Origin of the sequence: Viridibacillus arvi (genome assembly GCF_001274945.1) — a bacterium.
In the GTDB taxonomy this organism is placed as follows: Bacteria; Bacillota; Bacilli; order Bacillales_A; family Planococcaceae; genus Viridibacillus; species Viridibacillus arvi.
In genome coordinates, this window is the sequence record NZ_LILB01000007.1 from 155745 (window position 1) to 182102 (window position 26358).

The 26358-nt window shown below is 34.5% G+C and carries 25 protein-coding genes and 1 riboswitch; of the genes, 18 read left to right on the forward strand and 7 right to left on the reverse strand.

The features are described from left to right. The first annotated feature begins 1 nt into the window (after position 1). Positions 2–910, forward strand: coding sequence for a DNA-3-methyladenine glycosylase family protein (locus AMD00_RS18195; protein WP_053418461.1), 909 nt, complete (start codon positions 2–4; stop codon positions 908–910). Beyond that, positions 903–1382, forward strand: a complete 480-nt coding sequence (locus AMD00_RS18200; RefSeq protein ID WP_053418462.1) for a methylated-DNA--[protein]-cysteine S-methyltransferase — start codon at positions 903–905, stop codon at positions 1380–1382. Before AMD00_RS18195 ends, AMD00_RS18200 begins: the two co-directional genes overlap by 8 nt. A 125-nt stretch (positions 1383–1507) precedes the next feature. Here AMD00_RS18200 and AMD00_RS18205 read toward each other — a convergent pair whose 3' ends face one another. Then, on the reverse strand, positions 1508–2698 hold the full coding sequence (locus tag AMD00_RS18205; protein WP_053418463.1) for a coenzyme F420-0:L-glutamate ligase: 1191 nt from the start codon (positions 2696–2698) through the stop codon (positions 1508–1510). Between the two features lie 126 nt (positions 2699–2824). Here AMD00_RS18205 and AMD00_RS18210 point away from each other — a divergent pair, with 126 nt between their 5' ends. Then, complete coding sequence (locus tag AMD00_RS18210) at positions 2825–3715, forward strand: LysR family transcriptional regulator (RefSeq protein ID WP_053418464.1); 891 nt, start codon at positions 2825–2827, stop codon at positions 3713–3715. Between the two features lie 55 nt (positions 3716–3770). Here AMD00_RS18210 and guaC read toward each other — a convergent pair whose 3' ends face one another. Further along, positions 3771–4754, reverse strand: coding sequence for a GMP reductase (gene guaC / locus AMD00_RS18215; RefSeq protein ID WP_053418465.1), 984 nt, complete (start codon positions 4752–4754; stop codon positions 3771–3773). A 531-nt stretch (positions 4755–5285) separates the two neighbouring features. On the opposite strand from guaC, the gene AMD00_RS18220 reads away from it, so the two are divergent. The 5 genes from AMD00_RS18220 to AMD00_RS18240 all read left to right on the forward strand — a co-directional run bounded on the left by AMD00_RS18220 (position 5286) and on the right by AMD00_RS18240 (position 10121). Continuing rightward, positions 5286–5477, forward strand: a complete 192-nt coding sequence (locus tag AMD00_RS18220; RefSeq protein WP_038178903.1) for a hypothetical protein — start codon at positions 5286–5288, stop codon at positions 5475–5477. A 335-nt stretch (positions 5478–5812) separates the two neighbouring features. Then, positions 5813–7261, forward strand: a complete 1449-nt coding sequence (locus AMD00_RS18225; RefSeq protein WP_053418466.1) for a hypothetical protein — start codon at positions 5813–5815, stop codon at positions 7259–7261. A 119-nt stretch (positions 7262–7380) separates the two neighbouring features. Then, positions 7381–7562, forward strand: a riboswitch (Lysine riboswitch). 136 nt (positions 7563–7698) lie between these two features. After that, on the forward strand, positions 7699–8553 hold the full coding sequence (locus AMD00_RS18230; RefSeq protein ID WP_053418467.1) for a transporter substrate-binding domain-containing protein: 855 nt from the start codon (positions 7699–7701) through the stop codon (positions 8551–8553). A 63-nt stretch (positions 8554–8616) separates the two neighbouring features. After that, complete coding sequence (locus tag AMD00_RS18235; protein ID WP_053418468.1) at positions 8617–9360, forward strand: amino acid ABC transporter permease; 744 nt, start codon at positions 8617–8619, stop codon at positions 9358–9360. 23 nt (positions 9361–9383) lie between these two features. Further along, a complete protein-coding gene (locus tag AMD00_RS18240) occupies positions 9384–10121 on the forward strand; it encodes an amino acid ABC transporter ATP-binding protein (protein ID WP_053418581.1) in 738 nt (245 codons plus the stop codon). Between the two features lie 58 nt (positions 10122–10179). On the opposite strand, the gene AMD00_RS18245 is transcribed toward AMD00_RS18240, so the two are convergent. Then, complete coding sequence (locus AMD00_RS18245) at positions 10180–11070, reverse strand: LysR family transcriptional regulator (protein WP_053418469.1); 891 nt, start codon at positions 11068–11070, stop codon at positions 10180–10182. A gap of 112 nt (positions 11071–11182) precedes the next feature. On the opposite strand from AMD00_RS18245, the gene AMD00_RS18250 reads away from it, so the two are divergent. Beyond that, entirely contained in the window at positions 11183–12202 is a 1020-nt protein-coding gene (locus AMD00_RS18250; RefSeq protein WP_053418470.1) for a YeiH family protein, read from the forward strand. Between the two features lie 241 nt (positions 12203–12443). On the opposite strand, the gene AMD00_RS18255 is transcribed toward AMD00_RS18250, so the two are convergent. From AMD00_RS18255 to AMD00_RS18270, 4 genes are read right to left on the reverse strand one after another with little or no spacing between them, the layout of a single operon-like run. Next, on the reverse strand, positions 12444–13451 hold the full coding sequence (locus AMD00_RS18255) for a FecCD family ABC transporter permease (RefSeq protein WP_053418471.1): 1008 nt from the start codon (positions 13449–13451) through the stop codon (positions 12444–12446). Further along, positions 13448–14458, reverse strand: coding sequence for a FecCD family ABC transporter permease (locus AMD00_RS18260; protein WP_053418472.1), 1011 nt, complete (start codon positions 14456–14458; stop codon positions 13448–13450). The genes AMD00_RS18255 and AMD00_RS18260 overlap by 4 nt, the downstream gene beginning before the upstream one ends. Positions 14459–14494: 36 nt before the next feature. Beyond that, positions 14495–15421, reverse strand: a complete 927-nt coding sequence (locus AMD00_RS18265; RefSeq protein ID WP_053418473.1) for an iron-hydroxamate ABC transporter substrate-binding protein — start codon at positions 15419–15421, stop codon at positions 14495–14497. Further along, positions 15418–16215 carry an ABC transporter ATP-binding protein gene (locus AMD00_RS18270; RefSeq protein WP_053418474.1) on the reverse strand — a complete coding sequence of 266 codons (798 nt, stop codon included), beginning with the start codon at positions 16213–16215 and terminating at the stop codon, positions 15418–15420. The genes AMD00_RS18265 and AMD00_RS18270 overlap by 4 nt, the downstream gene beginning before the upstream one ends. 178 nt (positions 16216–16393) lie before the next feature. On the opposite strand from AMD00_RS18270, the gene AMD00_RS18275 reads away from it, so the two are divergent. The 9 genes from AMD00_RS18275 to AMD00_RS18315 all read left to right on the forward strand — a co-directional run bounded on the left by AMD00_RS18275 (position 16394) and on the right by AMD00_RS18315 (position 26351). After that, positions 16394–17446: an NAD(P)/FAD-dependent oxidoreductase gene (locus tag AMD00_RS18275; protein WP_053418475.1), complete on the forward strand. Its 1053-nt coding sequence runs from the start codon at positions 16394–16396 to the stop codon at positions 17444–17446. A 519-nt stretch (positions 17447–17965) separates the two neighbouring features. Further along, positions 17966–19234: an ATP-binding protein gene (locus AMD00_RS18280; RefSeq protein WP_053418476.1), complete on the forward strand. Its 1269-nt coding sequence runs from the start codon at positions 17966–17968 to the stop codon at positions 19232–19234. A gap of 2 nt (positions 19235–19236) precedes the next feature. Then, positions 19237–20133, forward strand: coding sequence for a response regulator (locus tag AMD00_RS18285; protein ID WP_053418477.1), 897 nt, complete (start codon positions 19237–19239; stop codon positions 20131–20133). 153 nt (positions 20134–20286) lie between these two features. Beyond that, entirely contained in the window at positions 20287–21564 is a 1278-nt protein-coding gene (locus tag AMD00_RS18290) for a cation:dicarboxylate symporter family transporter (protein WP_053418478.1), read from the forward strand. A 208-nt stretch (positions 21565–21772) separates the two neighbouring features. Then, positions 21773–22453 carry a response regulator transcription factor gene (locus AMD00_RS18295; RefSeq protein WP_053418479.1) on the forward strand — a complete coding sequence of 227 codons (681 nt, stop codon included), beginning with the start codon at positions 21773–21775 and terminating at the stop codon, positions 22451–22453. After that, positions 22437–23861 carry a HAMP domain-containing sensor histidine kinase gene (locus AMD00_RS18300; protein WP_053418480.1) on the forward strand — a complete coding sequence of 475 codons (1425 nt, stop codon included), beginning with the start codon at positions 22437–22439 and terminating at the stop codon, positions 23859–23861. Before AMD00_RS18295 ends, AMD00_RS18300 begins: the two co-directional genes overlap by 17 nt. A gap of 141 nt (positions 23862–24002) precedes the next feature. Further along, positions 24003–24920, forward strand: a complete 918-nt coding sequence (locus AMD00_RS18305) for a peptidylprolyl isomerase (protein WP_053418481.1) — start codon at positions 24003–24005, stop codon at positions 24918–24920. Positions 24921–24944: 24 nt separating this feature from the next. Beyond that, on the forward strand, positions 24945–25646 hold the full coding sequence (locus AMD00_RS18310; protein ID WP_053418482.1) for a polyphosphate polymerase domain-containing protein: 702 nt from the start codon (positions 24945–24947) through the stop codon (positions 25644–25646). A 21-nt stretch (positions 25647–25667) separates the two neighbouring features. Then, entirely contained in the window at positions 25668–26351 is a 684-nt protein-coding gene (locus AMD00_RS18315) for a DUF4956 domain-containing protein (protein ID WP_053418483.1), read from the forward strand. Positions 26352–26358 lie beyond the last annotated feature (7 nt).

The window sequence follows — 26358 nt, forward strand, 5'->3', positions numbered from 1 at the left end:
AATGAATTGGATTGATCACCAATCATATATAGAAATTTATACGCCTGAAGAATTCAATTTCGAAGAGTGTTTATTGTTCTTAAGCAGGTCTAAACAAGAGATATTGCACCAAATAAAAGATGGATATTTATATAAATTAATAAAAGTAAACCAAGAGTTAATTTTGTGTAAGATTGGATGCACTCAAAATATAATTCTAGTTAATTTTCCAATCACTCCACCCTCCAAAGGAATCCGTGAAGAAGTGGCATCGTATATATGGGAATGGTTTGATTTGGATACAGATCTTCGAGTATTTTATGATGCAGCAAAGCAGGACAAGATATTACAGGGTTTTGCTCAAAAATATTATGGCTTAAGGATCATGTGTATTCCAGGTTTATTTGAAGCACTATCATGGGCAATTATTGGACAGCAAATAAATTTAACATTTGCTTACATATTAAAAAAACGCTTTGTTGAGAACTTTGGTGAAAGTCTTACCTTAAAAGGAGATACCTTTTGGGTATTCCCGAACTATGAAAAGATCGCAACTATAAGTGTGGAAGAGTTAAGGGAATTGCAATTTTCAGTTAGAAAGGCCGAATATGTAATAGGCATAGCTAAGATTATGGCAAATGGTGAATTAACAAAGGACTTGCTACTTGGCAATCAAAATTATCAACAAATTCAAAAGTCGTTAATGAAGATTAGGGGAATAGGAGCTTGGTCCGCTGACTATGTGATGATGAAATGCTTACATCATCCATCCGCCTTTCCAATAACAGATGTTGGTCTCCATAACGCATTAAAAGTTCATTTAGGTCTCGGACGTAAGCCGACGGTAGAGGAGATCAAAGAGTTATCAGTAAATTGGGGAGGGTTGCAAGCATACGCAACCTTTTATCTATGGAGGTCTTTATATGAGTAAGTTATATAAATTAGATTATGAATCTCCAATTGGAGTGTTAGAAATAATAGGTACAGATAAAGCAATTAGTTCTATTATGTTTTCTGAACAGGATAGAGCCGTAAATAATAAACAAGACAAAACGCCAATTGTTTTAGAAAATTGCTACGATCAACTTGATGAATACTTTAAAGGGGACCGTCGTGAATTTACTTTTCCCATTAAATATGAAGGGACAAACTTTCAAAAAAATGTATGGAACGCCTTAACAAGTATTCCATATGGAAAAACGGTGTCGTATACAGATATTGCGGTTTTAATTGGAAATGAAAAAGCTATTAGAGCAGTAGGAAATGCAAATGGAAAAAATAAAATGAGTATTGTTATACCTTGTCATCGAATTATTGGATCAAACGGTAAATTAACAGGTTATGCAGGGGGCTTGTGGAGAAAGGAATGGCTACTTCAGCATGAAAAAACTAGTAGTAAATGAATTACTACAGGTTATGGAATATAGATCGATAAAATAAAAAGGGAGAATAGACAATTGCCTACTCTCCCTTTTTTGATAAGAGTACTGATTAAAGTTTTCACAGTCTCACTCATCATATTTATATCTTATTTAGTATAGTTATCAAAGTAACCTTGGATAAAGATCATTGGAGTACCTTTGTCACCACTGCCTGATGTTAAATCAGATAAAGAACCGATTAGGTCAGTTAGTTGGCGAGGTGTAGTACCTTGTGCTTCCATAGCTCCTACAAGGTCAGTTCCTTTATTATCAATATACTCAGAGATAGCTTTTTTAAGTTCTTCGCCTCTTAAATCAGCAAAGTTATTATCAGCAAGATACTTTAATTTGATTTCATTTGGTGTGCCATTAAGACCAGCTGTGTAAGCAGGTGATACAACTGGATCAGCTAGTTCCCAAATTTTGCCTACTGGATCTTTGAATGCGCCATCACCATAAATCATAACTTCAACATTTTTGCCTGTTTTTTCTTTCAGCATTTCTTGAATTTTATCTACAACAGGTTGGCAATTACGTGGGAAAAGCTTCACGCTGTTTTCTGTTGATTTATTTGATCCTAGTAGACCGTAACTTTCGTTGAAGCCACTACCATCAATTGACTCAGCTAGGATGTTATCTAGGCTGTAGATTTTTTCTCCACCGTTAGCTTCTAAAATTCTCTTTGTTCTAAATCTTGTATGGATATCACAAGTTAATACGCTCTTAGTATATTCTAAGATTGTTTTTGGATTGTTTGAGAAGATTACTTCACATTCAACACCGTATTCTTCAACTAATGATTTGTAGTAATCGATATAGTCAACTCCAGTGAAAGTATGTTTGTTATGTCCAAATAATTCGCGGAATTGTTTTTCAGTTAAAACGTCTGTCCATGGGTTAACACCTTTTTCATCAAGTATATCAAGGTCAACTAAGTGGTTACCTACTTCATCTGATGGGTAGCTAAGCATTAAAACAACTTTTTTAACACCTTTTGCAATACCACGAAGACAGATGGCAAAGCGGTTACGGCTTAAGATAGGGAAAATAACGCCTACAGTGTCATCTCCGAATTTTGCACTAACATCTTTTGCGATGTGATCGATTGTAGCGTAGTTACCTTGAGCGCGGGCAACGATTGATTCTGTTACTGTTACGATATCTTTATCTTGAATATTAAAGCCTTCAACTTCTGATGCTTTTAATACACTTTCTACAACGATATCTTCAATGCTATCGCCTTGATTGATGATTGGGCCACGAAGACCTCTTACAACTGTTCCAACTACTCTTTCCAAAATAATCGCTCCTCATTGCTATATTGTTTACTATCATTTTTTTAAAACTCACAACTTGTAATATACCTCAAAATAGTGGTATAAGTAAAATTAATATATCAAATGATAGGCATAAGGTGATGTTATATGGTGAGTAAATTAGATTTATATAAAGTGTTTTGTAAAGTGGGGAAAAGTTCAAGCTTTTCAAAAGCCGCAAATGATCTGTATATGACACAACCAGCTGTTAGTCAGGCTATTAAACAATTAGAAAAAGAATTAGATATCCGCCTATTTAATAGAACGCCTAAAGGGGTCACTTTAACATATGAAGGTAGCTTGTTATTTGAATATGCAAATTCAGCTATTAATTTGCTTCATGTTGGAGAAGAGAAGCTTTTAGAGTTTAAAGATTTAACTACGGGTGAATTGAAAATAGGTGTGGGTGATACAATTTCAAAGTATTTTTTACTTCCTTATTTAGAAGCTTTTCATAATCAGTACCCAAATATTAAATTTAAAATAATGAATGGTACGACAATGGAGCTTTGTACAGTATTAAAATCAGGAGAAGTTGATATTGCCTTCTGCAATTTCCCTATTGATGATCCAACATTAGAGCTTAAACCTTGTATTGATGTTCAAGATATATTCGTTTGTGGAGAGCAATACATGAAGACCATTACGGAGCCACTTAGCTTTGCTTCAATAGTAGATTTGCCACTAATACTACTTGAGCGCCAATCTGTCTCGAGGAAATATGTAGATGATTACCTAATGACAAAGGGTGTTAAGATTTCTCCAGAATTTGAACTAGGTTCACATGATTTATTATTAGAGTTTGCAAAAATAAATTTGGGAATAGCGTGTGTAACAAAAGAATTTTCCAAAGAGTATTTAAATAAAGGAATACTATATGAAGTCCCTTTAATGGAAGATATCCCGAAAAGGAGTATAGGCGTATGCTTTTTAAAAAGTGTGCCTTTATCGCCAGCTTCAACAAAATTTGTTGAAATCGTAGAAAGTAAACAAATATAGATAAATGAAAAAACCGCCAAAAATTTTTTAGCGGTTTTTAATGTATTTCACGTTCTTAGTACGTTTTATCACCATTAAAGATAGAGTTTTTAACGACAACATAATCTACTGTACGGATAGCGTCAAGTTTTTTGCCACCAGCATAAGAGATAGATGATTGAAGGTCTTGTTGCATTTCAGTAAGAGTATCTTTTAGAGAGCCCTTATGTTCAACATACAGTTTTTTACCTTCTACGTTTTTCTTCTCACCTTTTTGGAATTCAGAAGCTGAACCAAAGTATTCTTTAAGAAGTTTACCGTCTTTTTCGATAGTCTTACCAGGAGATTCTTCATGTCCAGCAAATAATGAACCGATCATGACCATTGAAGCACCGAATCGTACAGATTTAGCTATATCACCATTAGTACGGATACCACCGTCTGCAATTATTGGTTTAGTAGCAGCTTTTGCACACCAGCGTAGAGCAGCTAATTGCCAGCCGCCTGTACCAAAGCCAGTTTTAATTTTTGTAATACATACTTTACCTGGTCCAATGCCCACTTTAGTAGCATCAGCGCCAGCGTTTTCTAATTCTCTTACAGCTTCTGGTGTACCAACGTTACCAGCGATTACAAAGCTAGTAGGTAAGTGTTTTTTAATATGTTGAATCATATTGATTACTGCGTTTGAATGACCGTGTGCAATATCGATTGTGATGAATTCAGGAATTATCTTATCTGCTGCTAATTCTTCGATGAATGCATACTCTTCTTCTTTTACACCTACGCTAATTGAAGCGATTAATCCACGAGCTTGCATATCTTTAGTGAAATCTGCACGTTTTTGTGGTTCAAAACGATGCATTATATAGAAATATCCATCTTCAGCTAATTGAATGGCTACTTTTTCGTCAATAATAGTTTGCATATTTGCAGGTACTACCGGTAATTTAAATGTATGTTCACCTAAAGTAACTGATGTGTCACATTCAGATCTACTATTTACTATACATTTTGCGGGAACCAATTGAATATCTTCGTAATCAAATACATTTTCCATAAAACACACTCCTAAAACCGAATAATAATTATTCTTATAAATAAAACGTTCGTCTTTTAGTAATTTACATTATTTTTGGCCTTATGTCAAAAGAAAATAAGCGTTTTCATCTTTTTCTGTAGTTATACAAGAAATATTCATAAAAAAATCACGTTGGGAAGTTGAAAAAGAGTTTAAAGTTAGGGATGCTTAAGGGAGAGAAGCCTTTAGTGTCAAACGATGATATTTATTAATAGTAGCATTAGGAAATCTTGATAAAATATACATTGAAGTTTTAGAGTGTAGTTTGTAAATCGCTGTTTATATTCATATTTATTAAAAGTTTTTATTAATACCGTATGTAGTATAGTCTGATCTCCATCACTGGTAGGTACTTTGAAAAAGTTCCTTCCATTTCATTTTATAATTATTTCTGTTCTTGGAATTTCAAAATATTCACTTTAATTTAAGCAAATTATGGACATTAAAAAGCACTACATTTAGTGGTATACTAATTAAATAGATTAACCATCTGAAAGGAGATGAAAATCTTTGAAATACATTAAATCACAAATGCAACAATTAATAAATGAAAACAAAGAATTGCATACAAAATTTAAAGAGTTGAAAAAGTCTTTAGATCTTGAAAAAAACTATGCATTGAAAGCTTTATATCATGCAGAAGTTGCTGATGGCGGAAAATATCAACAAGACTATCAGGCGTTAGATGACCCAAAATACTAAGAGCATTTTATGATATATATTTGAGTATCAATAACGTAATAAAAGGCTAAATCGATAAATTTAATATAACTTATATAGGGATATCTGCTTATTGTAAAGTTATCATCTACAGAATATATTTATGGGTTAATTTAGTTTTAATTGGATAATGACAGGAAAAAAGACTTGCAAAAGACGGGTCTTTTTTCTTTTTTTTGTTTTTTTTTCTGTTAAATTAGAAATATGACGTTATTTGTAGTTAATTTTTTTATATTATGTCCGATTTGATAGTAATTCACTGTTTAAGAAGTTAATATTATAGTAACAATAATACATTTCTTGAAAGGGAGCATCGTATGATAGAGATAGAAATGAAATTGAAGAAATATTTACTTGGACAGCCTTCCATTGTAATCAATGAAGATGAAACGATGGAAGATAGTATTGAAGTACTGGATGCACGAAATGATGTCAATTACGGTTATATTGAAGTAACGGACGATAAAGAGCTGACAAACATCAATATTGATTTTGATAAACTAGTAGAAAATAACGATGTAGAGCTAGAAAGTCTAGAAGAACTTGGGATGGATGAAATTTTACATATTACAGAGTCCTTTGTGAAGGATTTTGGCCGTGAAGTAGTACAATTTAGTAATTTCTCTGAGATTGGTGAAGGGGAATATTTAGTAGTTTATGAAGCTATAGATAAAAAACTAAAACTCCCTTTACCTAATTCTGGTGCAGTTATAGAGATTAATTCATACGGTACTATTACAGCGGCTACTATATTCCAAGAGTATTATCAACTTACATATCCAAAAGTAGAAGTAACTGAAGATGAAGCAAGAGAAATTTTATGTAAAGAAACATTAGTGGAATTAGGAATCGAAGAAAATGAAGAGCAAGGAGAATTTGAATTAGTTTATCAACCTATTCGAGATTATATAGGTGTTACTGTTGATGGGGAAGTTCAAAAAGCAAGTCAGTTGTTCAGTGAAACACAGCTTGAACAATTTGCTGTTACACCCGTTCAAGTGACAAAGGCATTGCCAAAATTATTAGGTGCAACTGATCAATATGTATTACGTGAAGAAGAGGGTAATTTATATTGGTATGATGCAGAAGAGTTAGATGCCAAAGGTGAAGAAGCAGAAGCTATAATCGAAGTGCTACATTTTGATGATGCGGGCGCTAACTATGAATCTAATGTGGAATGGGATACAGAAGAAAAGACTGAGTTACCTTTTGAGCAATTGAAAGAAAATGCAATGCAATTTTTAGAGATTATTGCTGGTGATATACATTATAAATACATGCTTGAAGAACAATCTGTGTCGAATGATGATACAGAAGAATTTGATGATGATTCAGATGAGGATTTCTTCAATGTGGATGAATATGATGAAGACGAGCATGAAGATGAACATGAAGATGAGCCGACGATTATGTTTACTTTTATCCCATTTTTCCATGAATACAAATTAGACAAATACTCCGTCCTAATTGAGGTGGGTATACATACAGGAATTATTCGTTCATGTCTGTATAGCGCATTAAATATGGAGGCTATTCGAGGTGTTAATACTACACCAATGATTACATTGGAAGAAGCGGATGCTATATATAAACAGAGTTTGCAGATGAAACTTTCACGTTTTGAAGAAATAGATGAAGATGATGAAATGACAATTTATAGCTTAAATTACTCTATTAACACCCCTTCTGAAAATGGTGTAATTGATAAGATTAATGCTACAACAGGTGAAGTTACGTATACTGAATCAGATATTATTCGAGGCTAAAAACTAGTTGTAAGAAAGACAATAGTATTCTGAGTATTTAACAAAATGGTTATTGACAGTGAAAGTTCGTTACTGTAGACTGTGTACAATGATAATTGAATACAACCTCACTTTTTGATAGGTGAGGTAGAGGCGCGATATCTATTAGTCTTTAGTGGAGCTTGAGAAACTATGAAACTATTGAGAAGGAGATGTCGCCGAAGTTTGTAATACACTCGATGTTACTTGCTGGGTCTGCAGTTAATAACTGCAGGACTGTCTCAATGAACGTCCTAGTTCGTTGAGTTGAGCTATCTCATTAAGGGATAAGTAGAGGATTTAGGCTATTGTACAATGCGACCTGAGTTCATCTCAGGGCGCGTTTTTTATACGTACAATAGCCTTTTTTAGTATTTTGAAGAAAATTAAGGATATTATTTAAAGGGGGAGAATATAATATGAAAAAAACATGGGCAATTTTTTCTGCTATGACACTACTTGCTATTTTACTATTAGCTGGTTGTGGAACTAAAGATGCAGGTTCGGGATCAGGTGCATCTACTGAAGGGGAAACAAAAAAAGAAACATTCACAATTGGTATGGAAGCGGGATATCCTCCGTTTAACTGGACACAAAAAGATGATTCAAACGGCGGCGTGAAAATCTCTGGTAACGCAGAATATGCTGGCGGTTACGATGTTGAGATTGCAAAAAGAGTTGCAGAGTCTTTAGGAAAAGAATTAGTAATCGTCAAAACAGAATGGGACGGTCTAGTGCCTTCATTAACTTCAGGTAAAATTGATGCAATTATGGCGGGTATGTCTCCAACTAAAAAGCGTAAAAAGACAATTGATTTCACTGATAACTACTATACATCTAATTATGTAATGGTTGTTAAAAAGGGCAGTAAATACGAGAAAGCTACTTCAATCCAAGATTTTAGTGGTGCCAAAATTACAGGTCAATTAAATACAACACACTACGATGTAATAGATCAAATTACTGGTGTTAAAAAACAAGCAGCAATGGATAACTTCCCTGCAATGCGTGTAGCACTTGAATCTGGTGTGATTGATGGTTATGTATCTGAACGTCCAGAAGGTATTAGTTCTTCAGCTGCAAATGACAAATTTGTAATGGTTGAATTCACAGATGGCTTTAAAGCGTCCGAAGAAGATACAGCAATTGCTGTAGGAATTGAAAAAGATAGCGAGTTAAAAGATAAAATTAATGAAATTTTAAAAGGTATCTCTGAAGAAGAGCGTACAGAAATTATGGATAAAGCGATTGCAAACCAACCAGCTGCAAAATAATGTATGACGGATACCGGCTGCATATGAAGCAGTCGGTATTACTGCTTTTGAAGGAGGAACAGTATGAGTATTGACTGGATTATAAGTATAGCAACTGAAAACTGGGAAATGTTCCTTCGCGGGGCATGGATGACGTTATTAATTGCAACACTTGGTACAGTTTTCGGTGCTATCATTGGATTACTTATCGGTATTATTAATACGATTCCAAAACCTGAAAGAGGATTAAAAAGAATTGTATTAAAACTAATTAATATAATTCTTGGGATATACGTAGGATTTTTCCGAGGTACACCAATGATTGTTCAGGCAATGGTAGTTTTCTATGGTGCTGCTCAAGCATTTGGTGTAGATATGGACCGTACGTTTGCAGCAATTTTTATCGTTGCTATTAATACAGGAGCGTATATGGCTGAAATTGTACGTGGAGGTATCATCTCCGTAGATAAGGGTCAATTTGAAGCAGCTCAAGCGATAGGTATGAATCATTGGCAAACTATGATTCATGTAGTATTACCTCAAGTTTTACGGAATATTTTACCTGCAACAGGTAACCAATTTGTTATGAATATTAAAGATACATCAGTATTGAATGTAATTGGTGTTACAGAACTATACTTCCAAACAAAATCTGTTTCGGGGAATAATTTTAGATACTTCGAATCATTCTTTGTAGCATGTATTTTATACTTAATCATGACATTTGTAGTGACGAAAATTCTACACTACTTTGAAAAAAGATTAGATGGTCCACAAAACTATCAAATGATTGATGATTTAGAACAAGTAGAAGGTAAAAAAGCATGATTGCGAGCAAAGGAGATAGACTTATGAAAAATGTAATCGAGATACAACATCTAAGCAAATCCTTTGGCACTCATGAAGTTCTTAAAGACATTGATTTCTCTGTAAACAAAGGGGAAGTTGTCTGTGTCATCGGCTCTTCAGGATCTGGGAAATCTACGCTTCTACGTTGTATTAACTTATTAGAAAGACCAAGTGGGGGACAGATTGTTTATCAAGGTGAAAATATTTTAGATAACAACCATAATATAAATAATTATCGTACAAAACTTGGTATGGTATTCCAATCATTCAATTTGTTTAATAACCTTAATGTATTAACAAATTGTATTGTAGGACAAACAAAGGTTTTAAAGCGCTCTAAAAGTGATGCTGAGAATGTTGCTATGAAGTACTTGAAGGTTGTAGGTTTGGATCGATATATCAATGCGAAGCCACACCAATTATCAGGTGGTCAAAAGCAACGTGTAGCTATTGCTAGAGCGCTGTCTATGGAACCAGATGTATTGCTTTTTGATGAACCAACATCTGCACTTGACCCAGAAATGGTTGGAGAAGTTCTAAAGGTTATGAAGGAATTAGCAGGTACAGGTCTTACGATGTTAATCGTGACACATGAAATGGAATTTGCAAGAGAAGTTTCAGATCGTGTTGTTTTCATGGATAAAGGGGTCATAGTGGAAGAAGGTTCACCAGAGCAAATCTTTAACCATCCACAAAACGAACGCACAAAGGCATTTCTAAAGCGCACATTTAAACAATAGGGGTATTGAATAAGAAAGCCGTTTCCTACATCACTCGTTTGATATCAGGAACGGCTTTTTATATATGCCACTTATTGTTGATTTCTTTTATAAACATGGAGGTATTCTTTTTACTTCCCATAATAGGTGAATATACATAGGAAAAACTCCGTTTAAATACACGGTCCTCTAAACGGATAATAGCGAGTGTCCCTCTTTTTAATTCATGTTCAATAACGTTTTTGGATAGTAGTGTAAGACCATCAATTCCTTGAGTCATAAATTCCTTTAATCCTTGATTGCTGCTAATAGAGATAAGCGATTTAATATTAATGCCATTAGATTCTAGTAAATGAAGTAAGTAATTACGCGTGCCTGAGCCTTCCTCGCGAGTTAGCCATGTGTGATTATGTAAGTCTTGAATCGTAATGCTATCTTTTTGGGCAAGTACATGTGAAGGAGATGCGACTAACAATAATTCGTCTTCCATAAAGGGTTCTACAATTAACTCTTTATTGGTTGTTTGCCCTTCGATTAATCCGATATCTATCTTAAGCAATAGAACAGCTTCAACAATCTCATCCGTATTTCCGATTATTACTTCCAGGTCAAGTTCAGGATATTTTTGTTGTAAAGTAACGAGTAATGAAGGTAGTACATATTCGCCAATGGTAAAGCTTGCGCCAATAAGCAGTTTTCCTTTAATTTCATTTTGAAGTGTTAGAATATCAGATTTGGTTTGATCATAAATGGCTAACATTTGTTTAGCGCGATCATAGAGAATTTCACCAGACGGAGTAATTTTTAGAGACTTAGGTGAGCGTATAAACAATTGTGTATTAAACTCAGTTTCTAAATTTTTTATGTGTAAACTAACGCTAGGTTGAGAAATATGGAGGTATTCAGCTGTTTTCGTAAAGTTTTTAATATCTGCTAAAGCAACAAATGTCTTTAAGGCATCGTAATACATTAAATTCCCCCTTATTAGAAATACTAATAGTCATAATTACTTATCTGTATTTTACTGATTATTAATTCTCCAGTAAAGTTTAGGTACAAACAAAAATAAATGGGGTTACAAAATGAAGAAAATAATAAATGTTCTACCTGGATTGATAACTTGTATTATTATTGCCTTTATTGGAATGGTATTTGGTCGTTTCTTTCCGAGTTTAGGCAGTGGATTATTTGCTATTTTAATAGGTATTTTGGTCGGCAATTTAAAGTTTGGGTCTAACCCGATGTTAAGACCAGGAATAAAGTTTTCAGAAAGTAGCCTACTTTACTATTCAATTATTTTATTGGGTGCAACGTTAACATTTAATTCTTTATTTAATATTGGGCTAACGGGTATCACTTTTATACTTATTCAAATGGCTGGGACAATTGCTTTTGTAATTTGGTTGGGAAAATATTTAAGTTTTGGTGAGGACTTTCGTTTATTGATGGCGAGTGGTAATGCAGTTTGTGGATCTTCAGCAATTGCATCAACAGCACCAGCAATTAATGCAAAAACATCAGATACGGCTGTATCTATAACAATTGTTAATTTACTAGGTACAGTAATGATGATTCTTTTACCTGTCATTACAAGCACCGTTTTTCATAATAATGTTCTGCCATCTTCAGCTCTGATCGGTGGTACATTGCAATCCGTAGGGCAAGTAGTTGCCAGCGGGAGCATAGTTGGCGAGGCAGTGAAAGATCAGGCAGAAATTTTTAAAATCAGCAGAATCATTTTCTTAGCATTAGTCGTATTTGTTCTAACACGTATAAAGATGGCAAATCAAAAAGCTCAAGAATCTCAAGAAACTCAAAAAGTCACTAAAGGGAAATTCAACATACGTTCAATTGTTCCTTGGTATGTAGCAGGGTTTTTATTATTGTGTGTAATCAATAGTATTGTTTTATTTCCAACATCAATTACACATCCAACCAAAGTTTTTGGGAACTATTTGGAAATCACAGCACTTGCAGGTATTGGTATGAGTGTTAATATAAAAGATTTAACGCAGCATGGATGGAAATTATCTGCATACGCAGGTGGTATTGGCCTATTCCAAATTATTTTCGCGTTGATCCTAATATTCATTTTGCTTTAATACCCTGACATTACTGCTTTCAGTTGAGAAATTGGTAGTGGTGAGTCATATAAAGAAGACAGCAATATTAATGTATTTAGTTGATTGGAGCGGAGGGCGGCTCGGCTCGCCCCTAGCGGAAATCAAAGATAGTAGGTAGCATTCATCCATATTTAATATAAAAGAAAAAAGACTGTAGGCAAATTCGAAATTCTTCGAGTTTAGCTACAGTCTGAACCTCTCTTAAATGGGAGGATTAAGTCTATTTTTTAAATAACAGGTAAATAAAGTACGGTGCCCCAATTAGAGATACGATTATACCTGCTGGAATGCTACTAAAGTTTATAATGTTACGACCTATAGTATCGGCAAGTAGTAACAGCCAACCGCCTGTTAAAATGGCTACAGGTATAAATAATTGATTTCTTGGTCCTACTAATGCTTTTGCAATGTGAGGCGACAAAAGACCAATGAAGGCAATTCCGCCGGTCACTGAAACAGCAGAAGCAGCTAATGCAACAGCAGTTAACAGTAAGACAATTCTTTCTTTCTCAAGTGAAACACCTACTCCGATAGCAACAGGTTCGCTCAAGTTTAGTAAGTTCAGCTTATTTGCCTTAAAAAGAGTAAAAGGAATTAATATAACAAGCCAAGGCAGAATTGCCCAAACAAATGCCCAATCATTACCCCATATATTTCCCGCTAACCACTTGGCGATAAAATCCACTTTTGAACGTTCAGCTGATGAGATTAGAACAATCATTACGCCTGAAAGCGCCATTGAAAATCCAATACCTACCAAAACTAAGCGTACCGGTTGTAGACCTTCTTTCTTACTATAAGAAAATGCATATATCAATATAGCCGTTAGCAAAGCACCTAAAAAGGCGACTGCCGGTAAGACATATATAAATGAACCAACATCAACAGGGAAAAATAAAAAGAAAATAGCTACGCCAACTCCAGCGCCAGCATTAATCCCGATAATTCCTGGATCGGCTAAATCATTACGTGTAATGCTTTGCAAAATGGAGCCGGATAATGCGAGTGCCATACCTGCTAAAACAGTAATAAGAATTCGAGGTAGGCGTATTGAAAAGAGAACAAATTCTTCTTTGAAAGTACCGTTACCTAGAATGGTTGGAATGATACGGTCAAATGAAACAGAAGATGCGCCCATACCTAAACCGATAATAAATGTAGCTATAATTAATGCGCATAGTATAAATATGATTAATCGTTGTCTTCTAATCAAATGAGGTGCAATCATGAGAATACTTTGCCCCCTCTACGAACAATGATTAAAAAGAACGGTAGTCCTAAAACAGCAATAATAGCAGCAATAGGCGTTTCATAAGGTGCGTTAATTGTACGCCCAACTGTATCAGCTAGCAGCATAAAGCAAGCCCCTGTGATCGCTGACATGGGAATAACGAGACGATAATCCGTACCGACAATGGCACGTACGATGTGAGGTACCATTAAACCGATAAAAGCCATATTCCCTACAAGTGCCACGGAAGTTCCAACTAAGATGATAATGATGAAAAATAAAATGATTTTTACACGCATTGTATTTTGTCCTAAGCCAACTGCTACTTCTTCACTTAAACTTAGTAAAGTGAGCTGTCTTGAAAGAAGGAGAGCTACAATTAGGCCTACAATAATAATAGGTATAATTAGTTGTAACTGACTCCATGCAGTTCCGACAAGGCCACCAGCTGTCCACATAGAAACGTTTTTTGAGATTTTAAAGTATAAGGCTACCCCGTCAGCTATAGCATAAAGGAATGCAGAAACTGCAGTTCCGGCTAACACCATCCGCAGTGGAGAAAATCCACCTCTTTTTAACATGCCAATTCCAAATACTAAAACAGCCCCTATTGCGGCACCTATAAAACAAGCAATCATAATACCAAAATAGTTTATGGACGGTAGAAGAGCAAAGGTGATAGCTAGAGCAGCATTTGCACCAGCAGTTAGTCCTAGTAATCCGGGATCCGCTAATGGATTTCGTGTCATACCTTGCATAATAGCACCCGCAACAGAAAGGGCGGCACCAACAAAAATGGCGCCGACCTCTCTTGGTAAACGGATTTCTCGAATCATCGTAATGGTATCACTCGCTGAATCTGAAGTAATAGCTAGCCATACTTCTCTTACAGAAGTATTTGCAGCACCGAATACCATAGCTACTGTAAATATACAGATCAGAACGATAATTCCTACTATGAATTTAATAACAAACGGTATGGATTGTTGTTTTTCTTTTGTCATAGTTAATCATCATTCCTATTTTAAAATTAGTAATGCTTATTTTCCTAAGAAATGGTCTTTGAAGAATTCTAACTGATATTCAAGAGTTATAGGGTCATTGAAGTAGAATTCATTTGCATTTGCTTCATATACATGACCATTTTTAACAGCAGGAATGTTTTTATAAGTTTTCGTTTTTTGGAATGAAGTATCACCATCTGAGAATTTACTTAAGATAACATAGTCACCAGCATAATCAGGTAAAACTTCTTGAGATAAAGCATAGTAGCCATCTTTTAAGACTGACTCTTCTACCTTTTTAGGCATTTTTAATTTCATTTCTTGATATAAAATTTCTGTACCACGGCCCCAGTGATCGCCGTATACATATAGGTCTTTATTGAAATTTTCAATGACAGAAACTGTTGTATCTTCCCCTATTTTAGCACGGATTTCATCACCTGCAGTAGAAGCACGTTTTTTAAAATCGTCAACCCATGCTTTTGCTTCTTTTTCTTTATTTAATAATTTACCAATTTCTAAATGTTGTGTAAGGTAGTCTACTTTTCCATAAGTAAATGTAATTGTTGGAGCGATTTCTTTTAATTTATCAATGTTTTTAGCAGTTGAAAGACCAATGATTAAGTCTGGTTCAAGCTCTATAATTTTCTCTATATCTTCATCTGTTACTTCTTCAACATTTTTTAAAGTTGAATCAAAGCGAGGATTCATTTTTGCCCAAGCGTCAACACCGACAAGGGGTACATCAAGTGACATTACGTTACCTGCAAAAGAACCTAATACTATTACTTTTTGGGGGTTAGCTGGCACTTCTACTGGACCATCTTCAGATTCATATGTAATCGTCGCTGGCTCACTGTTTTTATCTGCTGAAGTATCCTCAGCTTTATCCTCAGTTTTATTGCCACAAGCGGCAATGATTAGAACGAATAATAATAAGAATGGTAAAAATAATTTTTTCATTTTTCTGCTCCTTTTAATAAATCATATGTGACACACATTGGTTTGTTTGTTCTAGGGTCTATTCCGATATGAGCATCAATCGCGAATACTTTTTCAAGTACTTCAGCTGTCATGACATCTTCACAATTGCCAGCTTTCACGATTTCTCCATCTTTTAAAGCAATAATATAATCAGCAAAACGTGCTGCTTGGTTTAAATCATGTAATACCATGATAATAGTACGTTCTTGTTCTTCGTTTAACTTTTGTAAAAGATTGAGAACTTCTAATTGATGAGCTAAATCTAGATAAGTCGTTGGCTCATCAAGGAAAATAATTTCTGTTTCTTGTGCAAGCGCCATGGCAATCCAAACACGTTGTCTTTGACCGCCCGATAATGCGTCTACAGATCGATATTTGAATTCAGTAGTTCCTGTTACATCAAGAGCCCATTCAATGACGTCATAATCCTCTTTTGTTAGTCGTCCTAACCCTTTTTGATAAGGAAATCTCCCGTAGGAAACAAGTTCTCCAACAGTCAACCCACTAACGCTCTCTGGAGTTTGAGGGAGAATAGCCATTTTGCTCGCTAAGTCTTTCGTATTTTGCTTCGCAATATTTTCACCATCAAGCAAGACAGCACCTGATTGCTGTGAAATAATACGAGTCATTGTTTTCAAAAGCGTTGATTTACCACAACCATTTGCGCCGATGATCGTTGTAATTTTTTTATCAGGAATTGAGATGCTCAATTCTTTGACAATTAAACGGTCACCATAACCAATGCTTAAGTCATCTGTATATAGGCGAACCATAATATGACTAACCTCCGTTTACAAAATAAAATTAATAGATTACAATTGAGAATGAATTTCACTATCATTGCACATGCTTAAATATAAGGTCAATGATACTGAAAGTCAATTAATTTTTTGAATTGAAGAGAATAGATAGATACATAAATTATTTAATACAAATTAGGAGTGTTAATATATGGAGCTACAAGACTTATACGATGTAACTGTCATTGGTGGAGGACCAGCTGGACTATATTCAACTTTTTATAGTGGATTACGTGAAATGAAAACAAAAATCATTGAATATCAACCTTATTTAGGTGGTAAATTACATGTTTATCCTGAAAAAATGATATGGGATGTAGGGGGACATAAGCCACTTCCTGGAGAGCAATTGATAGAGCAGTTAGTCGAACAAGGATTAACGTTTAATCCAACTGTCGTGTTAAATGAAAAAGTAGAATCTATAGAAAAAAATGATGGAAACCTTTTTGAATTAACGACAGCTTCAGGAAACAAGCATTACTCCAAAACCATAATAGTTGCAGTTGGAAGTGGTATCTTGAACCCAACGAAAATTCAACTTGAAGGTGCGGAGAAATTTGAAGTATCGAATTTGAATTACACAGTAAAATCCATTCAACGCTTCAAAGATAAAACGGTCATCATTTCTGGCGGTGGTAATTCAGCAATTGACTGGGCAAATGAATTAGAGCCAATAGCAAAAAAAGTGTATTTAACATATCGAAAAGATCAACTAAATGGACATGAATCGCAAGTGAATCATTTATTAGAAAGCACAGTTACTTCCTTTTTTAACACATCTATTACAAAATTTATTGCTAGTGATAATAGAGAAATAATTGAAAAAGTAGAATTAACAAATCATCAAAATAATGAAGTAGAATATGTAGAAATTGATGAAGTCATTATTAATCATGGTTTTGAACAAGATGCATCTTTACTTCAAAATAGCGAAGTTGAAATTGATATTGCGGATAACTTTTATATTGAAAGTAACTCTTCTGGCGAATCGTCAGTACCAGGTCTATATGCTGCAGGCGATATTGTAAAATATGAAGGTAAAGTGAATTTAATTGCTGGCGCATTCCAAGATGCAGCAAATGCAGTAAATAAGGCTAAGAAGTATATTGAACCTGAAGCAAATGGTGTTGGAATGGTTTCTTCACATAACGAGTTGTTTAAAAAACGTAATCGGAAGTTAATTGAAAAAATGATGGAATGTTAAAGTATATTGATCATTCATAAGTATTACTACTAGCCAACCAATTTTTAAAGTATAAAAAATGAAACCCGATAAAGCCAGTGCATCAACTGACTGCTTAATCGGGTTTTTATTTTTAATAAAGGGAAGCTAATCGAAAAAATTATTTATTATGGATAAACAATGCTTTTTATATGAAGATATTTTTTAACTATAAATGACTAATCTAACTGCATAGAAGCTATCTTTCACTGTATTGAGAACTAGAACGGATTAACTTGGAATTTGCTTTTAATATTTTTGGAGAAAATCTGAAGAATTTAACCAGTTTAGTAGCAAACAATTTAGGTCTTCATGTTTCTTCTTTTGACTATATTACCTGTTTAACATAAAGATTATTTTCTTAATATAAGTAGAGCATTAAGTAAATGTTTTTCCTTGTAAATAGAACAATGGTAAAATGGCTTAGTGATTGCGTTTTCATAAAATAGAGATTTTTAAGCAAATTCATTTTTATTGGTAATTTATTATAGGGGAGTTCTAATGAACAATTTAAGTATTAGATGGAGGAAGTCCGAGCTGATATGGATAATTCTCATCGCTATTTTGACAGCTATTAGCAGTGAGATAAAAGTGGCACCTTTCTATGGAGAGAATTTTCGATTTGGTCTTGGGAGCATAATGTTCCTTTTACTTATATTAATTCGCCCGCCTTATGCGATTATAAGGGCTGGGATTGTTACGGGGTTAACGGTAGTTTTATTCCGGATTATGAATGATGTAGCGTTTAATTTGTTTGATTTAACGGAAAGCTTAAAGCAAAATGCGCCCGCCTTTATTTATTACTTTATTTTTTCTAGTGGTTTTCGAATATTTGGAGTTAAAAAATACCAAGATAAACCATTGCACTTAGGCATATATGCAACACTTCTTGAAATAATAGGGAATAGTGCAGAGCATATCATTCGCGCTTTCTTAATAACTGATACGAATATTGATCTATATGATTTGGGACTATTAAGTGCAGTTGCTTTATTGAGAAGCTTTTTTGTCGTAGGTTTATATAGTTCGGTTGTTATTTCAGAGCAACATAAACGATTAGAAGAAAAGTTAACGGTAGACTCAGGTTTATATGTAGAGACGTTATATTTGCAAAAATCAATGAATCATATAGAGAAAATTACAGCTTCTAGCTATGATTTATATCGTAAATTAAAGGACATTGAGCAAAGAGAGCTAAGTGTGAAGGCTTTGCATATTGCCCAGGAAATTCATGAAGTAAAGAAAGATGCTCAGCGTATATTCTCGGGTTTATCGAACATCACGCTTCAAAAAACAAATGATGTATATTTTTTATCGAATTTACTTGATTTCGTTACAACAGCCAATACGAAATATAGTGAGTTATTAGGTAAACAAATTGTTTTTCATGTGAAAGTATCCACCGATTTTGAAACGAATCAACAAATTCCGTTATTAGCTATGCTCAATAATCTTGTAGCAAATGCGGTTGAGGCAATAGATGATGTTGGTGAAATTTCAATTGAGGTATTTGATATAGAAAAGAAGACATGCTTTAAAGTAAGTGATTCTGGTAATGGTATATCTAAAGAGGATTTAGATTTTATTTTCGAACCAGGATTTACGACGAAATACAATAAGCAAGGTGTTGCAGCAACCGGGATTGGTTTATCTCACGTGCGCGAAATTGTACAAATGCTTGAAGGGGATATTTCTGTTAGAAATTTTGAGAGTGGCTTAATTTTTCGAATCGAAATACCAACGAAGAATATTCGAAAGAGAGTTGAATAATCCTGCGTTATTTTATAGTGGACGATGATGCAGCTAGCCGCCGAATGCTTAAGCAAATAATTATTGAAGGTGATTTGGGGGTAGTAATTGGGGAGGCTGATAGTGGAGAAAGTGCATTGCCACTTATTTTGTCAAGCCATCCTGATCTTGTATTAATCGATTTATTAATGCCGAATTTAGATGGTATTGAAACAATAGAACAATTGAGAAAACAAGGATTTAAAGGTCATTTCGTGATGATTTCACAAGTCGTTAATAAGGAAATGGTGGGGCAAGCATACGAAAAAGACGTGGAGTTCTTTATCCATAAACCCATCAATCGGGTGGAAGTGCAAAATGTCCTAAAAAAAACAGCAGAGCGTTTTTTATTAAAACGATCACTGCTCACGATTCGTGAGTCATTAATAAACTTTGAAGAGACCACGAAAGAAGAGACGCATCGAACTATAAAAGATGTAGTTTTATCCATTTTAAATGATATGGGTATTGTAGGAGAAGTAGGAAGCGACGACATTCTAAGTATAATGGAATTGCTGATTAATCGTAGTGAATCTTCCATGCAATTGCCGGCTTTAAAGGATTTGTATGAGGAACTTGCATCTGAAACAAAGACTAACGGTGTTGAGATAATGAAAGAAAGTAAGGCCATTGAGCAACGAATACGTAGAACGATATTGGCCGCAATGAATAATTTAGCAACTTTGGGTGTTGTCGATTATACAAACCCTGAGTTTGAATATTATGCTCCACGCTACTTTGAGTTCTCAGAAATTCGAACATGTATGCGTTCCATTCAAGAGGATTCTAAGATGACTAGGAAGATAAAAGTGAATGTGAAGAAGTTCTTACAAGTGTTATATGTAGAGTCTTTAGAGAAGTATCATCATCCACCTAAATAGGTAAATAGTTAGTGGAAAAACAATATAATTTCTTATTTCAAAATTTTTTAATTAAATAAATGTCGGATTCTGTCGGATTTAATAAGTCGTTAATAAAATGTGAATAAGGCTTTTTCTGTAAAAAGTAAAACAGAACAAAGGGGTGACTTATTGATGAAGAAAAAATTTAAGATAAGTTTAGCTGTTCAAATATTGATCGGACTTGTTTTAGGTATTACAGTAGGTGCAATCTTCTACGGTAATCCAAAGGTTGAAACTTATTTACAACCAATTGGTACGATATTCTTGAATATGATCAAAATGATCGTTGTACCGATTATTGTTTCTACATTAATTTTAGGTGTTGCTGGAACAGGTGACATGAAACAGCTTGGTAAATTAGGTGCGAAAACTCTTATTTACTTTGAAGTTGTAACAACAATTGCAATTGTTGTTGGTTTATTGGTTGCAAATATATTCCAACCTGGTGTTGGTGTGGATATGAGTGCTATCACTAAAGGTGATATTTCTCAATATCTTCATACAACTGAAGAAGTACAAAGTCATGGTTTCGCTGATACAATTATTAATATTGTTCCAACGAATATCATTGATGCTATGGCTAATACGAACATGTTAGCAATAATCTTCTTCTCTGTATTATTTGGGCTTGGTGTAGCTTCTATTGGTGAGAGAGGGAAACCAGTTCTTGCTTTCTTCCAAGGAACAGCAGACGCTATGTTCTGGGTAACAAACACAGTTATGAAATTTGCTCCTTTTGGTGTATTCGCATTAATCGGGATAACCGTTTCAAAATTTGGTTTAGAGTCATTAATTCCTTTAGGTAAATTGGCGATTTTAGTTTATGCATCCATGATATTCTTTATAATCGTGATATTAGGTTCAATTGCTAAGCTCGTTGGTATCAATATTTTCCGTTTGCTTAGAGTATTAAAAGATGAGCTAATTTTAGCATACTCTACCTCAAGCTCTGAAACCGTATTACCAAAAGTAATGCAAAAAATGGAGAAATTTGGTAGTCCAAAGGATGTCGTATCTTTTGTAATACCTACAGGATATTCATTTAACTTAGATGGTTCTACGCTATACCAAGCAATTGCGGCAATTTTCATCGCGCAAATGTATAATGTTCCTTTAACTATTATGGATCAAATTACATTAGTACTTGTATTAATGGTTACTTCTAAAGGTATTGCAGGCGTACCAGGTGTATCTTTTGTTGTATTATTAGCGACTCTTGGTACTGTAGGTATACCACCAGAAGGTTTAGCATTTATTGCTGGTATTGACCGTATTCTTGATATGGCTCGCACAGTAGTAAATGTAGTTGGTAACTCTCTAGCTACAATCGTTATGTCTAAATGGGAAGGTCGCTTCGATTATGACAAAGCGGCAGCCTACTTTGACACACCAGAAGATTCAGTACGATAAATAGCTTAGTGGAAGAATTATATTCATTCATTTAGTATATGTAGGACATACCTTAAATAAAAAAACTCCACTAACGGCGATGTTAGTGGAGTTTTTTGTTTTTTTACTGCTATTCAATTATGTACTAGTTATCTATGACATCTAGTTGACGTATTGGAATGCTATAATGTTTGAAAAAAGAATATAACAGCGATTTGGAGGGATTTGTATGGATAAAGTACTCATTGTAGAAGATGAATTTGCGATTAGCCAAGTACTCAAGGCATATTTACAAAAGGTGAATTTTCAAACAGAGCAGGCCTACAATGGTTCTGATGCAATTAAGAAATTCCATGAATTTAATCCTAATCTCGTGTTATTAGATATTATGCTTCCGGGAAAAAGTGGTTGGGAGATTTTAAAGGAAATACGTCAAATAAGTACTTGTCCAGTTATCATGTTAACAGCTTTAGGTGAAGTTAATTATCGACTTGAAGGGCTAAATGAAGGTGCAGATGATTACATTACAAAGCCATTTGTTGCTGAAGAGGTTGTCGCACGGGTTAAAGCCGTTTTAAGAAGAACTCAAGGTGATAATGCCCCTAAGAGGAAATTTGGTAGCTTAGAAATTAACTTACAATCACATGATGTACATGTGAATAATCAAGTAATAGATTTAACGCCAAGAGATTTATCAGTATTAATGTTTCTAGCAGAGCATCCAAACCAAACATTTACACGAGATCAGTTAATTGAGCAAGTGTGGGGGTGGGAATATGACGGTAGCGACCGCGCAGTCGATTTAGCAATAAAGAGATTACGTAAATCACTACAAGACTGGCCTGTCGAAGAAGGGGAAATAAAGACACTTCGTGGATTGGGGTATCAGTTAAGTGTTAAAAAATCGTAAAAAGAAAAGGGTATCCTTAACGCGCTATTGGACTACGCGCTATTTGCTAACTCTCTGTATAGGGCTAACTATCATTGCATTTATATCAGCAATCTGGTTACGTCATACAACGCTTGTATATAGATTGGATATGATTGAGTTCATGGCAGAGGAAATGACTCATCGCATTTCAGATAATGTTGATGCAGGAATTCCAAGTGGTGATAATCCTGGACTATTCAGAGAGCGGGATCGGTTTATGAATATGGACATTAAGCCGGTTATTTATATAGTAAATACTGAAGGGAAAATCATTTCAAGTAATCGCCCTAAAGGACCGCGAGAGCAAACTATTCAAGCCGATATTTTATCATCTAGTGATGAGGTACAAAAGCTCACTTATAATGGAACATCAAAAGTTTTTTATGCAGTAAAGAAGAAAATTGAAATTGCCGATGAACAAGTCGGTTGGGTAGTTATTGTGGAGTCAAAAGAGAGGCTTACACATTTAAACCAAGAGTACGGTCAGTTGGCGATTATGATAGGTAGTTTAGCTTTGTTAGGTTTAGGTGCAATTTATTTTTTATCAAGAAGGTTAGCTACACCAATTAAAGAGGTTGCTGCCGCAGCAAAACAAGTACAACAAGGTAACTATAATATCAAACTCCCTGAAAATTTAAAGGAAGAAGAAGTTTACGAACTTGTTCGTTCTTTTAAAGAGATGGCAATGCGCTTGGAACAACTGGAGTCAATGCGAACCGAATTGTTAGCAGGTGTTACACATGAACTGAAAACACCTGTAACCTCTATTAGTGGTCTGTTACAAGCCATTCAAGATGGAGTTGTTTCAGGTGATGATGCTCGCGAATTTGTTAAAATGGCGATAAATGAAACATCAAAATTAAAAACAATGGTTGGTGATCTATTGGCATTCAACTCATTTGCTGTAAACGCCATTCCTGTGAAATTTGAAGAACTTGAAATTAACCAAATGTTAAAAGACGTAGTTAATCAATGGAGGTTAATGCAGGACACTGACGACATCCAGTTAACACTTACTACATTAAAAGAGTTAGTAACGGTGAATATTGATGCTATTCGTTTTCAACAGATTTTCACCAATTTATTTACAAATGCTGAACAAGCTATGAAGGGGCAAGGCAATATTAACGTCGTTTTGTATGATGAGAAGGAATCGGTTGTTATTACTGTATCTGATCATGGACAAGGTATTCCAAAAGAAGAACAAGATTTAGTTTTCGAACGTTTCTATCGAGGTGAAAACAAGAAATACGAAGTGCGTGGCTTAGGTCTAGGTTTACCGCTTAGTAGAATGATGGCGCAATCCATCCATGGCGATCTACAACTGGTAGAAAGCTCTGAGAAAGGTACAACATTCAAATTAATAATTCCAAAAGCAACTAACTGATAATGACCTAGAAATCCAATTCGATCACAAAATCGAATTGGATTTTTTTCTTTCAAAAATATAAATCCCGACATTTAGCTGACACATTGATTCTGTAAAGTGGGTTTTGTAAAGAACAGAACATAAGGAAGGATGATATAAATGACAAACGAAATACCAGAAGATAAAAAGGGGAAGGGGAAACGCCTCATACTTGTTATCGGAATCCCGCTAATTTTACTAATGGCGTTAATTACCTACTATGTAACAGTTCCAAAAACAGATGATTACGTCGCCAAAATTAACGGTGAAATAATAACTCAATCAGAGTTAAATAAAGAACTTGTTTCTCAATATGGGACTGACGTGCTTAGTACACTGATCACAAGTAAAGTCATTGAGCTAGAAGCCGTTAAGAAAAAAATTACTGTTTCAGATAATGAGATTCAGGCGGAGCTAGATGACTTGCAAAATTCTTATGGAGGTAAAGAAGCATTTGAAGCTGCGCTAGAATCTAACGCTATGACATTACAAGGTGCAAAGGACAACATCAAGACGTATTTAACAACTACAAAATTAATTGAACCAACAATAGATATTACCGAAAAAGAGCTGAAAACATATTTTAAAGAAAATAAAGATACTTTTTCTCAAGAAGAGCAAGTACAAGCAAGTCATATATTAGTTGAAGACAAAGATACAGCAAAAGAGGTACAAAAGAAAAGTGAAAAAGGTGAAGACTTTGCAGAGCTAGCTAGTGAGTATTCAACTGATACAGCAAGTGCTTCGAATGAGGGTAACCTAGGCTATTTTGGAAAAGGTGAAATGGACGAAAGCTTTGAAAAAGCTGCCTTTTCAATGAAAGTGGATGAAATAAGCGATCCTATTAAAACAGATTATGGCTACCACATTATTAAAGTCACAGGTAAAAAGGCAGCAAAGGAAGCTACATTTGAAAATTCAAAGGATGATGTAAAAACAGCTTTAATGAACGAAAAGATAAATGCCAATTATTCAACATGGTTGTCTTCTTTGTATGAGGAATATGAAATCGAAAATGCATTAGCTGGCGAAAAATAAGAGCGGAAAAGGGAGCAGGAAATTATGAGATACCAAGATGAGTTTACTGTTAAAGGTCGAAAAGAACTCAAACATGCCATCTCACAAATGGATTACACCATATTACGAAATAAACTACAACATGTGATGAAACTTGATGCGCATGCTGGTGGTGATGGAAAGTATTTAATTCGTAGTGTGTATTTCGATAACTTTGAAAACAAAATCTTGAATGAGAAAAAAGAAGGTTATTTCAAGCGTGATAAATATCGCGTCCGTATTTACGGGCATAATTCAGCACTCAGTAACCTTGAAAAGAAAAGTAAGAGAAATAATTTAACTTTTAAAGAAAAGTGCCGTATTTCATCTGATGAATATGAATCAATGCGTATTGGACAGATTAACTGGATGGAAGAGGACGAGCGTCAACTTATTCGTGAACTATTTATTCAAATGTCTTTATATCAATTGAAGCCGATGACAGTTGTTGATTATGTTCGCGAAGCATATGTTTATCCATTTGGGAATGTACGCGTAACATTTGATGGCCAAATCAAAACAAGCTTTCGCAATACAGATATTTTTAATCCAGATTTACCAATGGCATCTGTATTTGATTCAACACAAGTAATTTTAGAAGTGAAATACGATGAATATTTGCCAGATGTAATCAAAATGATGTTGCAAATGATGGATCGTAGACCTGATGCATATTCAAAATATCAATTAAGCCGTATGTACGGTTAATACTTTTTGGAGGAATTAATAATGGATACAACAAATTTCACAGATATTTTCAAATCAAGTTTTATAGAGAAAACATCAGCTTTCTCATTAACAGATGCATTAATCGGACTCTTTGTCTCATTTATCATTGGCCTTTTTATTTACGCAGTATATAAAAAGACATTTTCAGGTGTAATTTATTCACACACTTTCAATATTTCATTAATGATTATGACAATGGCCACGGCATTAATTATTATGGGTATTTCTTCAAATGTCCTATTGTCCCTTGGTATGGTCGGTGCTTTATCAATTGTTCGGTTTAGAACACCTATCAAAGACCCAATGGATTTAGTCTTTTTATTCTGGTCTATCGTATCAGGTATTTTATGTGGTGCGGGATTTATTCCATTAGTAATCGTAGGTTCAATATTAATTGGTTTAGTGCTAGTACTATTCGTCAATAGAATCACAATTGAAAACCCATACTTATTAATCATAAAATATGCAGATTCAACAGTTGAAGATACGATGGAAAAAGTTATTTCATCTCAATCTAAGAAACACGCTTTAAAATCAAAATCGGTGATGCCTGGTGAAGAGTTAGAAGTGACTTACGAAATTCGAGTAAAAGAAAATGATTCAAACTTCATGAATGATTTAACAGCTATTCAAGGTGTGAAATCAGCAGTAATGCTTAGCTACGATGGTAACTTCACAGCTTAATACAAGG